Here is a 12,222-nt window from a genome sequence, read left to right on the forward strand (position 1 = left end):
TTACCAGAGATAAAATTCTCTGGTTCAGACATCTAAATTAACAAACTAGATGAGTTTGACAGCCCGGAGACCAAACATCAGCACTGTCGCCAAGCCAACCATGCCACCGAAAATTCCAAAATAAGCTATTGCTCCGGTAAGACTCATTGCAATTTCTCCAAAATAATCAATAAAAAGACCTATTAAGAACTATAATCTAAAATCTATAATCTAAATTAGATAAATATGCAATCGATAATTAAAGTTGACTTGGGCCCACAATCTTACAATATTTGCGTGCGATCCCCTACGGGGGCTACGCCAACGGGCGGCTTAGACGAGCTCGGTACCCTGATGGGCGATCTAAGTTTGGGCAAAAAAGTTCTTTTGGTCTCAAATCAGTCGATTTTTCGGCACTACGGCGAAAGAGCAACCGCAGCCCTCGAATCGGCCGGTCTAGAAGTCAGTACCTGCATTTTACCACCGGGCGAACAGTACAAAACTTTAAATTCCATCCAGAAGATTTACAATGCGGCTTTGGCTAACCGGTTGGAACGTTCCTCGACAATGGTGGCTTTGGGCGGCGGAGTGGTTGGGGATATGACGGGTTTTGCGGCGGCGACTTGGCTGCGCGGAATTAATGTGGTGCAGGTTCCGACTTCGCTGCTGGCGATGGTTGATGCTTCTATTGGCGGCAAAACGGGGGTCAATCATCCTTCGGGGAAGAATTTAATTGGGGCTTTTCATCAGCCGCGTTTGGTTTTGATTGACCCGGATGTTCTCAAAACTCTGCCGGCGCGCGAGTTTCGTTCGGCGATGGCGGAAGTTATTAAGTACGGGGTGATTTGGGATGCTGAATTGTTCCGGAAGTTGGAAAACTGCAAGCGCTTGGATCAAATGCGCTATGTGAAGGCGGATTTGTTGGCTGAAATTTTGAGCAGGTCTTGCCAAGCTAAGGCTGAGGTGGTAAGCAAGGATGAGAAGGAGTCTGGTTTGCGGGCGATTTTGAATTACGGTCACACGATCGGTCATGCTGTAGAAAGTTTGACTAATTACAAGGTAATTAATCACGGCGAAGGTGTGGCAATTGGTATGGCTGCGTCCAGCCGCTTGGCTGTGGAGTTGGGAATGTGGGATGCTGAGTGCGATCGCCGCCAATCTGCTTTAATTGCCAAAGCTGCTTTACCTGCTAAGTTGCCCGCAGGTGTCGATATTGAGGAGATTTTGAAGACTTTGCAACTGGATAAGAAGGTGCAGGATGGCAAGGTGCGCTTTGTGCTACCGGTGCGCTTGGGTGAGGCCGCTGTGAGCGATCGCGTGGATGGAGATGTAATTTTACAAGTTTTGAAGGAAATGCTTTAGGTTGAGGCTTATCGGCGTGTTTAACCGCCGTTGAAGGCTAATTGATTCCGATCGCCCCCTCTGTTTTTTATCTCTATGTTCGAGCGATCGACTATCGATCTCATATCTGCTTGGATGACCATAATTAAGATTGGTTTGATCGTTCGGACTTTAGTCCTTAGAAGATGCGGACTAAAGTCCGAACGATCAAACCTTTTTTATTTCAGCTATATCGAACATAATGATTTTAAGAGCCGCTCGACTGCGAATTGATTTCCTCCAAAAGTTTATCTACTCTCGTAGCTGCTTGAGTTCTGCCCTGCTTGATAAATAACTCCTTAGCTTTTTTGAGACTGGCTAGGGCCTCTGCTTGGTCTTCCTTCGCCCCTTGCTGGTATAAACCGACTCCTAAATTGTTTAAAGCATCGGGATACTGGCTGTTAATTTTAACGGCTTGTCTCCACAGCACGATCGCCTCGGGCAACTTTCCTTGACTTGCCATCGCCACGCCCAAATCGTTGTGAGCTTTGGCGTGCTGCGGGTTGACTTCAATTGCTTTCTGGTATTGGACGATCGCATCGCTCATTTTACCTTGCCCCGACAGCAGACTTCCCAACTTATAATAAGCATCGGCTTGTTTGGGATAGCGAGCGATTAGTTGTCGGTACAAAACTTCGGCATTGACAATATTTCCTTGACCGTAGAGGTCGTTGGCCGTTCTCAAACCCACCGTGTAACCTTTGCCTACAACTTGGCACTTTTTCTCAGAGTTGCCTTCCTGTTTACAAATCTTAAGTTCGTCTCCCTTCATCTCGTAGGATAGAACTTCGCGAACTGCGGGCCCCCGGCGCGGTGGCTGCAAGTTCTGCGACTGCAAGTTTGGGGCAATTTGCACCGTGGTTGATTCAGCTTGTACGGGTGGGACAACTCCCAATGCCCACATTCCAGCCACCACAATGCTTGGGCCAATCCAGGTAAAAGGTTTGAAAGGGCGAAACTCTCGATCGTTTTTCATGTCTTTTGTGGAAATGTGTTGTTGATATCCTGGGTTTCACAAAAAAGCTCGGTAAGTGGGAAGCTCAGAGACTTTAGTCCTTCCTAGGAAAACGACCAGGCGATTTCAATCGCATTGAATCCCCTTGCGGGGTAGAGGGGTATGGTTGCCCCTCTGGCGAGGATGGTTGTCCTCAATCTCCCTTTCGGGGTAAAGTTAGCTTCGCCAATGTTATAAAGGCTTGTCAGGCTAGCAGCACTGTCGAGCGTGACTTTAAGGCTGTTTAACTACTAGCGACAGAGCAAGGGACTAGCTTCGCATCCGGTGGGTGTCATGACCTAAATAACGTAGCCAGTTAAGGCTTAGGCTGGTCAGTGCAGCTTGCTTGATTTCTCTTACAAGCTCAGTGGCGTTGATTCCCTGAGTTACTGACTGCTTCGTCAGAGTCCGAACACATGGCGGCCCACCATTGATACTGTTATTAACAGTCGAGATATTTTAGCACTGTGCGGCAGACTTTGAGTTAAATTAGAGTATATTCCCGATCGATTCTCAGTCAACCTTAGCAGGAAAGTAGAAATGGGGCAGTCTATTCTCACCATGCTGTTTGCGCTCATCCTCGGCTACGCTGTTAACTCAAGCGTGAAAATAGTCAGCGGTGGCGACGAAGCTTTAGTCGAACGTTTGGGCCAATACAAGCGCACCCTCAAGCCCGGATTCCACTTTATCAGTCCCCTGATCGAAAAAGTCGTCTGCGTGGACACCAGCCGCGAACGAGTTTTAGATATTAAACCTCAATCAGCAATTACGGGCGATAATGTGGCCCTAGAAGTCGATGCCGTTGTGTATTGGCGGGTTGTGAATTTGCAGAAAGCTTATTATGGAATCGATCAAATTGAAAATGCGATCGCCAACTTAGTTTTAACGACGTTTCGCGCTGAAATTGGTCGATTGCCCATGCAAGACATCTTGGGTTCCCGAGATGACATGAATAAAAAGTTACTCAAGAAGTTGGACGAAGCTACCGAAACTTGGGGCGTCAAAGTAATTCGCGTAGAAATTCAAAGCATTACACCTCCGAAAAGGGTGCAAGAAGCTATGGAATTGGAGCGCGCCACCAAGAGCGAATGGCAAGCAATGGTCAATAAGGCGATCGGCACTAAGGAGTACATGAGGCTCTTAGTTGAAGCTTTAGACTCCCATCCGAACAGCAAGCAAGTTTTGAATTACTTAGTAACTGAAAAATACTTAGACGCTCAACAAAAACTAGGCGAAAGCGACAACGCCAAAATTCTGTTTATGGATCCAAGAAACATGACAGAAGCCCTCAACGAGTTGATGGGTTCCATGCCGGATATCCAGCCGCACGCTCACGGTGGAGAGCGAGAACTCAAACTAATCGACCAATCAACCGCTCAAGATTGATTTCTGAAGATAGCGTCGGCAACCAAACAAACATCGTGCATTTCTCTGACATCGTGAATTCGCAAAATATCTGCCGAATTTGCGATCGCACTTGTACAAGCCGCCGCTGTCCCCCAAATTCTTTGTTTAGCTTCCGGCTGATTCAAAATCTGACCGATGAAGCTTTTCCGCGATACTCCTACTAAAATCGGACAGTCCAAACCCCGGAATTTTGTCAACTGTCGCAGAATTTCCAAGTTTTGACTGTAAGTCTTAGCAAAGCCAATACCGGGGTCGATAATTATCTGAGATTTATCAATTCCCGCAGCCACAGCGGCCACAATTCGACTCTCCAAAAAATCCCGAATTTCCCCAATTAAATCCTGATAATCTGTGAGTTTTTGCATCGTCTGGGGAGTTCCCCGAATGTGCATCAAAATTATCGGCACTTGCAACTGAGCAACCGTTGACAGCATTTCCGAGTCAAAAGTTGCTCCCGAAATATCGTTGACAATATCAGCTCCCGCCTCAATCGCAGCTTTAGCAACCTGCGCTCTGGTAGTATCGACAGAAATCGGAACTGAGCTAAAAATATCGGCTTTTTGCCTCAGCATTTCTATCACAGGTATAACGCGATCGATCTCTTCTTCTAAGGATATTTCCGCTGCACCGGGCCGGGTAGATTGACCGCCAATATCAATAATATCTACCCCCGATTTTACCATATTTTCAGCTTGCGCTAAAGCTGATTCTATGGTATTGAAATCGCCACCGTCGCTAAAACTGTCAGGAGTTACGTTCAAAACACCCATCAAATAAGTGCGTTTTCCCCACTCGAAAGTTTTATTTCTAATGATAATTTTGGCTGGGTTATCTGTCATGGCGAGTGAGATTTTAGATTCAAGATTTTAGGTTTGATATCCTGTCCGGTCAATTACCATGAAAAAAACGGTTCGTAGTGTGGAATGCAAGTCCGCAGCAGCCTGAGAGCCGACTTGCATAGCACACTACGAAAAAAACGGTTTGTAGTGTGGAATGCAAGTCCGCAGCCTGAGAGCCGACTTGCATTCCACACTAAAAACCAATCTTAAAAAGCCCCGGTTTCTTAGAGTCTGATGCGTCCAAGATTCTTCAACCAAAACTCAACCAGCTAAAAACACGATCGACCGTCAATTCTAATTCAATTCCATTAATAATTGGCAACCGATCTGTACCTCGGTAAAATTCTACTTTTTGTCCGGGAAATACTGCTAAAATACTTTCTTCCTCAGGATCTAGCAACCAACCCAACTCAGTACCGTGTCGCGAACAGTGCAGCAATTTACCAAGGACTTTTGTTTGGCTTTGGTTTGGGGATAAAATTTCGATCGACCAGTCTGGATTAATTTCAAAGATGTTGGCAATTCTACCCGAAGGCAAAAAAGGAATTCTTTCCCAGCGGAATACTGCTATATCTGGTACGATCGACTTACCGCCAAAAGTGCAGCGCAATTCAGGAAAAGCCTTGGCAATTTTTTGAGTTTGCGCTACTCGATCGATATTTTTGCAGAGTTCAAATTGAAGTACGCTATGTTCGCCTTGAGGCATGGGCTTCTGAAGGATATCTCCGTCAATAAATTCTGAGGCCGGTTCAGTTTCAGGAAGTTTGAGGAAATCTTCTAAAGCGGGTTTGGGTTTAACCATCGCAATCATAAGTCAATTCTCCCGATCGGACAAACACTTAAAGTATCTCAAGGGCATATCACAATTGTAGGCGATCGCTTTCTCCTTCCCGCTGCCCTTGTTCCACTTACCAGTTATTGATAATTGACAATTCTAGCGAAACTGGCAGCTTCCAAACTAGCACCGCCAACCAAAACCCCGTCAATTTCAGGCATCGCCATAACTTCATCAATATTCTCTCCTTTCACAGAGCCGCCGTACTGAATCGGCACGTCAGGATTAGTCAATTTAGAGCGAATCAAACCAATAACTCGGTTAGCTTCCTTCGTTTCGCAAGTGTCGCCAGTGCCGATCGCCCAAATCGGTTCGTAAGCTATTACTAAGTTATCTTGGTCAACACCAACCAAATCCTGCGCTAACTGAGAAAAAATATGAGCTTCCGTTTCCCCGGCATCCCGTTGTTGCTTCGTCTCTCCCACGCACAGAATCGGAATTAAACCGGATTTCTGAGCAGTTGTCAGCCGCCAATTCACCGTTTCGTCGCTTTCCCCAAAATATTGACGGCGCTCGCTGTGGCCGATGATGACGTAGCGCACCCCAAGTTCTGTCAGCATCTGCCCGGAAATTTCACCCGTATAAGCTCCAGACTCTTGCCAGTGGACATTCTGAGCACCGAGTCTAATCCGGCTTCCGTGCAGGTTTTTCGAGAGGACACTCAAATCTGTGAAGGGAACGCAAAGCACGACTTCCCGTTCTTCTGGGGTTTCCGTCAGGCAGGACATGAATCCTTGAAGAAACTCTAGGGATTCTGCCCTAGTTTTGTACATTTTCCAGTTGCCAGCTATAACTATTTTCCGCACTACTTTTTTAAATCCTTGTCCTTACAACGCATTTTATAGTCTAAAGCTTTAGGGTACATTTCGATCCCTCATTGTCCAAACTCGATGCGAGCTTGCTCAACTAAGTCAATGGTGACGACTTCTGTTTCGGCTTCGCGGGCCAATTGCTCGATCCGCACGCGGGCTTGTCCCCGGACAAAATAGGGAATATTTTTTAGCTTGGCCTTAGCTTGGGCCGTCCATTTTAAATCATCTGAGAATTCGGAATCTGGCATGGCGTATCGGGCGATCGACTGCAAGCGCTCAGTTCTGTACTTTGACAAAAGTCTGTCTGGCTATTCAATTTACCATGTTTTGGGGCAAACCTATTCTGCGAGCAACGCTTGCGGGCGATCGAACTCTCTTCAACTCGGCGGTTGAAACGCAGACTCTACATCAACAAAGCTAACCTTAGGGTGCGTCACGGGGCCGGAATCCTTGAGCAGGTGACGAAAACATTTAGCCCGCTGACGCACCCTACAATAACTAAGGAATGAGAATTAAATAACTTACAATCTTTATTGTTATTGTGGGATGGACATCCCGCCCGTCCTTTCTGAACGGGCGGGACGCCCATTCCACAAGCTTGTGTAAATTATTTAATTTCCGATCCTAATGACTACTGACTGCTGACTGCTGGCTGATGTCGGATCGGAATCTCGATCGCAAATTCAGTACCCTTACCAGATTCTGAACAGCACTTTAAAACACCGCCGTGTTTCTCTACCACAATTTGGTAACTAATTGACAGTCCCAATCCAGTACCTTTGCCCACCGGCTTAGTCGTGAAAAAAGGGTCAAATATGCGTTCTCTCATCGATTCCGAAATTCCAGAACCGTTGTCAGCAATCCGAATCACCGCGCTCGGAACATTGCCATTAAGTTGACCGACAGCAGTAGAGATTTTAATTTGAGGACTCACTGAATTGCGATCGCTCAACTGGTTCGATTGCAAAGCATCGATCGCATTTCCGATCACATTCATAAACACCTGATTCAACTGTCCAGCATAACACTCAACCAGAGGCAAATTGCCGTACTCCTTAACTAGCAGAATGTTGGCACTATCCGAACTAGATTTCAGCCTGTGCTGCAAAATTAACAGCGTGCTGTCAATGCCCTCGTGAATATCGACATCCTTCATTTGACTTTCATCCAAACGAGAGAAAGTCCTCAAAGACAAAACTATTTGACGAATGCGATCGGCTCCCACCTGCATAGACAATAGCAACTTCGGCAAATCTGACCGCAGAAATTCCAAGTCAATATCTTCTGCCAACTCGCCAATCTCAGGACTAGAATCGGGATATTGCTGCTGGTAAAGTTCCAGCAAACTCAGCAAATTTTTAGTATAATCAGTAGCGTGATTGAGATTGCCGTAAATAAAATTAACTGGATTGTTAATTTCGTGAGCAATACCCGCCACCAGTTGCCCCAAACCAGACATTTTTTCAGTCTGAATCAATTGAGCTTGAGTTTGCTGCAAGTCTTTGAAATTTTGAGCTATTTGTGCTGATTGACCTCTCGTTTCCTCCAGCAAATCGGCTTGTTGGATAGCTACGCCTAACTGATTGGCAATCTGAGCTAAAAACTTAACTTCTGAACTTTCCCAACAGCGCGGCCCACAATGTTCGTAGGCTGCCAACAAACCCCAAAGTTCTTGTCCTACAAAAATTGGCGCGATCGCATATGCCTGCACCTGAAAATGCTCTAAAATAGTGAAGTTACACTCCGAGTGACAAGCTTGATAGATATCGTCAACGACTAGAATCTCATTATTGAGATACCGGCCGCCTCGGTGTTCCTGCAAATAACTATTTTCCCAAACCGTATTGATATCTTCCCCTACCAATCTGATCCAACCGTCTTTCACAAACTCGGCAACATATTTTCCGCTCCAATCAGAATTAAAGCGATATACAGCAATTCTATCAACCTGCATAAACTGACAAACTTCTTGAGTTGCCGTCTTAAAAATTGCATTAATATCGAGAGATTCTCGAATCTTTGCTACCACTTCAAATAGTATCCGCTGCTGTTCAGTAGCTTGCTGCAAATCAACAGCTTGCTGCTGAGTTTGAGCGAGCAAATCCGCTTGTTCTAGTGCGATACTTAACTGGGCAGAAACTTGAGTGAGAAACTGAATTTCGGAAGATTCCCAGTTGCGGGGATCCGAACACTGATGCACGCATAGCAGCCCCCAAAGCTCGCTGCCTTTCATCACCGGTGCAACTAAAGTCGCTTTGATCTGAAATTGCTCCAATACTTTCCGAAAGCAATCTTGTAATCCGGCTTGTCTGATGTCTGCCAATGCGTGTACTCGCCCCTGAGAGTAAAGATTGGCGTAGTTTTCTCCAAAACAGCGATCGTTTACTCGGACTGCCATTGCCGATCTAAAATCTGGAAAAACATCTTCGGCAACGAATTCCCCGTCGTTAAATTCCGATGCGGGATCGAAACGGTAAACCCCAACGCGATCGGCATTTAAAGCCGCTCGCACTTCCTGGGACATCGTGGTAAAAATATCGTTCAAGTCGAGAGATTTCCGCATTTTAGCCACCACTTCAAACAGCACTAGCTGCTGTTGGGTCAACTGTTGCATTTGATCGGTACGTTTTTGAACTTTATTTTCTAAATTAGCGTTAAGTGCCTCTATTTCTTGGTATAGTTGGTATTGGTTAATTACCTGAGAAAAATGGCTAGCAAAAGCTTGTAATAATTCAATTTCTTCAGCATTCCATTCGCGAATCTGGGCTGTTTTTGACTCTTTCCACGCTTCAAAAGATATCCGAGATTGAGCGAGTCGCCCGTCGGCATCTAATTGTCCTGCCCAGAGAGTTTCGGTGTCAAATTCTTCTCTAAAAATGCTCAAGTAACCGAATATTTGCTGCCTGGTTCTGAGTGGTGCGATTAAAATGCTGCGGATTTTTGTCGATCGAAATGCAGGTTGCAGGCTTCTCAAACTGCTAATTTTGTACAAGTCGGGAATTGCCCAAACCTGTTGCTCGCTGGAGTTAAAATATTCGTGCCAGACGCTGTATAGCTCTATCTGCTGGTATTTGGCAGAAATAGGCATTCTCGGGCCTGAGCCACAAGTGTAGACTTTGAGTGCCTCTGTGGAATTGTCCGAGTAGGGTAGTAAACTCGTGAGATTGTTGCTGTGGAAAATGCAAAGCCTGCCGCCTACGGCCTCTAGTGCAGCTACACATTCTGCCAAAGCTGCTTGCAGTTCGATCGCGGGCTGGGAGTGCAGGGCTGCGGCGACGCGGTTGACGGCAGCTTCACGCTCAGCTTTGGCCTTGGTTCGGGAGAGGAGGGTTGATTGGGCGATCGCGACGGCGAGGTGATCTGCCACCATCTGAACGTCTTGCAGTTCCTCCTCTGCGACACTCCGGGACTGGGAGTGGTGAGATACCAACAACCCCCACAATTCTTGGTCGTGAAAAATTGGTACTACCAAGGAAGCTTTAACGCCGAGTGCAGTTAAGTATTCAGCGTGGCAGGGGTCGATCGCCCGAAAGCGCACTTCATCGGGCAGCATTTGATCGGAAACCTCGTCGCGGCGGGGACTTTGGCCTAGCAACCCGGAATCGATATCGACGATCGATCGCACCTGTACTTGGGCGAACAGTTCGCGGGCGTGAGGGGGAATATCGTCTGCTGGAAAATGCAGCCCCAATAATGATGGCAAGCGTTTGCCGTTAATTGATTCAGCAATCACTTCACCGCTGCCATCGCTATGAAATTTATAGATTTTTACCCTGTCTGTTCCCAAGAACGATTGAACTTCCGCTGCTGTGGCGCTGAGAATTTCTGGCAATTCTAGAGAGCGGCGAATGCGGTTGGCGATGCGATCGAGTAAATTTGCTCGATCGTAAATCACCTGGACATTTTCGAGCTTTAATGAGTCCATTCTTAATTTTTTGCTTTCCCAGCAATAATAGTAATTGGCTAAAAAGTTTTGTGCGTGTTATCAATTTTTGAAAGCACAGGCATTTAATAAAAGTAGATTAGTTTTGCACAGCTAAGGATCTACCTTCAAACTGCAACTTCCTATTGCTATTGTCAATTTTGTGTGATTAAAACTTTTGTACCTTAATTAAATATAAACTTTGTAGAGCCGGCCTGCAAGTTCTTTACCCGAACTCATCAAAATAGTCAAGTCTCAAGAATTGTGGAGTAATTCAGAGAAAGGCTTAACATCGATCGCAACGCCACTTTTTCGAGATATTGGCTTAAAAAAAAGCTCCTGCCGTTAAGCAGGAGCTTTTTTTGATTAGACAATCACATCAGCACAAGGCCGATGATTAGTCCAAATCAGGCATAGAAAGAACCGCTTCATTTTCGCGATTGATACCTTTTTCAAAGCCAGCGACAGCCGCGCGAGCGCGACCAGCGTGCCACAAGTGGCCGATCAAGAAGAAGAAACCCATCACAAAGTGGAAACAGGCCAACCAAGAACGGGGAGAAGTATAGTTAAAGGCGTTAACTTCAGTTGCCAAGCCGCCCACAGAGTTCAAAGAACCCAAAGGAGCGTGAGTCATGTACTCAGCAGCGCGGCGAGCTTGCCAAGGCTGAATATCATTCTTGATTTTGTTCAAGTCCAAACCGTTAGTACCGCGTAAGGGTTCCAACCAAGGGCCTTGGAAATCCCAGAAACGCATCGTTTCACCGCCGAAAATGATTTCGCCAGTAGGAGAGCGCATCAGGTATTTACCCAGACCGGTAGGGCCTTGTGCAGAACCGACGTTAGCACCCAAGCGTTGGTCGCGGATCAGGAAGGTCAAAGCTTGTGCTTGAGAAGCTTCCGGGCCCGTCGGGCCGTAAAATTCGCTAGGGTAAGCAGTATTGTTGAACCAGACAAAGCAGCAAGCGATGAAGCCCATGAGGGACAAAGCGCCCAAGCTGTAGGACAGGTAAGCTTCGCCAGACCAGATTAAGGCGCGACGAGCCCAGCCGAAAGGCTTGGTCAAAATGTGCCAAACACCGCCAGAGATACAAATCAGGCCAAGCCAGATGTGACCGCCGATGATGTCTTCCATGTTGTTAACGCTGAGCAGCCAGCCTTCGCCACCAAAAGGAGCGCGAACCAAGTACCCAAAAATCACAGCGGGGTTGAGGGTTGGGTTCGTGATAATACGCACGTCGCCGCCGCCCGGAGCCCAAGTGTCATAGACACCGCCGAAGAACATGGCCTTAGCAACCAGCAGCAAGCAACCGCCACCCAATAAAATCAGGTGATAGCCGATGATGTTGGTCATCTGGTTCTTGTCTTTCCAGTCGTAGCCGAAGAAGTTCGAGTATTCTTCGAGAACTTCTGGGCCGCGAACGGCGTGATAAATGCCGCCCAAACCGAGAACCGCAGAGGAAATCAAGTGCAGAACGCCGACTACGAAGAACGGGAAGATATCTGTAACTTCACCGCCGGGGCCGACGCCCCAACCCAAAGTAGCGACGTGGGGCATCAAGATTAAGCCCTGTTCGTACATTGGTTTTTCTGGGATAAAGTGAGCGACTTCAAACAAAGTCATTGCTCCAGCCCAGAACACGATCAAACCAGCGTGAGCGACGTGGGCGCCCAGCAGTTTGCCTGAGAGATTGATCAAACGAGCGTTGCCTGACCACCAAGCGAATCCGGAGGATTCTTGGTCGCGACCGCTTGCATAGGAATTAGAGAGCGTTACCACGCGGTAGAACCTCCAACGATGTTAGTTTTTGGATTTCGGTTTTTTTGTTCTCCGGGTGACCGCAGGAGCACTGCGTCCACCCGGTGAATAGGAATTTGGATTTCTAGTTTGAATTTAAAAAACATAAATTAAGCTGAAATCCAAATCCTGATTTTTTTAAAGTGCGTTACCGCGAGGCAGAACTTCTTCAGGGAAGATGAAGTTTTCGTGGGGTTGGTCGGTCGGAGCCATCCAAGCACGAATGCCTTCGTTAAGCAGAATGTTCTTAGTGTAGAAC

10 protein-coding genes and 1 pseudogene are annotated in these 12,222 nt (G+C 46.7%); 2 read left to right on the forward strand and 9 right to left on the reverse strand.

Annotated features, from left to right (window positions below):
* Positions 1 to 45: 45 nt before the first annotated feature.
* Complete coding sequence (locus JGK22_RS19370; protein WP_194010188.1) at positions 46 to 147, reverse strand: cytochrome b6-f complex subunit PetL; 102 nt, start codon at positions 145 to 147, stop codon at positions 46 to 48.
* A gap of 78 nt (positions 148 to 225) precedes the next feature.
* Here JGK22_RS19370 and aroB point away from each other — a divergent pair, with 78 nt between their 5' ends.
* Positions 226 to 1,341, forward strand: coding sequence for a 3-dehydroquinate synthase (gene aroB, locus JGK22_RS19375; RefSeq protein WP_293183113.1), 1,116 nt, complete (start codon positions 226 to 228; stop codon positions 1,339 to 1,341).
* A gap of 226 nt (positions 1,342 to 1,567) precedes the next feature.
* On the opposite strand, the gene JGK22_RS19380 is transcribed toward aroB, so the two are convergent.
* Complete coding sequence (locus tag JGK22_RS19380) at positions 1,568 to 2,335, reverse strand: tetratricopeptide repeat protein (RefSeq protein WP_293197012.1); 768 nt, start codon at positions 2,333 to 2,335, stop codon at positions 1,568 to 1,570.
* A gap of 558 nt (positions 2,336 to 2,893) precedes the next feature.
* On the opposite strand from JGK22_RS19380, the gene JGK22_RS19385 reads away from it, so the two are divergent.
* Positions 2,894 to 3,739 carry a stomatin-like protein gene (locus JGK22_RS19385; RefSeq protein ID WP_293157580.1) on the forward strand — a complete coding sequence of 282 codons (846 nt, stop codon included), beginning with the start codon at positions 2,894 to 2,896 and terminating at the stop codon, positions 3,737 to 3,739.
* On the opposite strand, the gene folP is transcribed toward JGK22_RS19385, so the two are convergent.
* From folP to JGK22_RS19420, 7 genes and pseudogenes are all read right to left on the reverse strand, one after another.
* Positions 3,730 to 4,599, reverse strand: a complete 870-nt coding sequence (folP, locus tag JGK22_RS19390) for a dihydropteroate synthase (protein ID WP_293197013.1) — start codon at positions 4,597 to 4,599, stop codon at positions 3,730 to 3,732. The two genes, JGK22_RS19385 and folP, sit on opposite strands and share 10 nt — an antisense overlap.
* Before the next feature lie 250 nt (positions 4,600 to 4,849).
* On the reverse strand, positions 4,850 to 5,410 hold the full coding sequence (locus JGK22_RS19395) for a Uma2 family endonuclease (RefSeq protein WP_293197014.1): 561 nt from the start codon (positions 5,408 to 5,410) through the stop codon (positions 4,850 to 4,852).
* A 104-nt stretch (positions 5,411 to 5,514) separates the two neighbouring features.
* Entirely contained in the window at positions 5,515 to 6,240 is a 726-nt protein-coding gene (gene tpiA / locus JGK22_RS19400; RefSeq protein ID WP_293183121.1) for a triose-phosphate isomerase, read from the reverse strand.
* A gap of 68 nt (positions 6,241 to 6,308) precedes the next feature.
* Positions 6,309 to 6,494 (reverse strand): PCP reductase family protein, encoded by a 186-nt coding sequence (locus JGK22_RS19405; protein WP_293183127.1) that lies wholly within the window; start codon positions 6,492 to 6,494, stop codon positions 6,309 to 6,311.
* 383 nt (positions 6,495 to 6,877) lie between these two features.
* Positions 6,878 to 10,171: a GAF domain-containing protein gene (locus JGK22_RS19410; RefSeq protein ID WP_293313424.1), complete on the reverse strand. Its 3,294-nt coding sequence runs from the start codon at positions 10,169 to 10,171 to the stop codon at positions 6,878 to 6,880.
* 394 nt (positions 10,172 to 10,565) lie between these two features.
* Positions 10,566 to 11,945, reverse strand: a complete 1,380-nt coding sequence (gene psbC, locus JGK22_RS19415; RefSeq protein WP_293151178.1) for a photosystem II reaction center protein CP43 — start codon at positions 11,943 to 11,945, stop codon at positions 10,566 to 10,568.
* A 156-nt stretch (positions 11,946 to 12,101) separates the two neighbouring features.
* Positions 12,102 to 12,222: pseudogene (locus JGK22_RS19420) on the reverse strand (photosystem II protein D2); the annotation flags it as partial.

This window comes from Microcoleus sp. PH2017_08_TRC_O_A (assembly GCF_020738665.1).
Lineage (GTDB): Bacteria > Cyanobacteriota > Cyanobacteriia > Cyanobacteriales > Microcoleaceae > Microcoleus.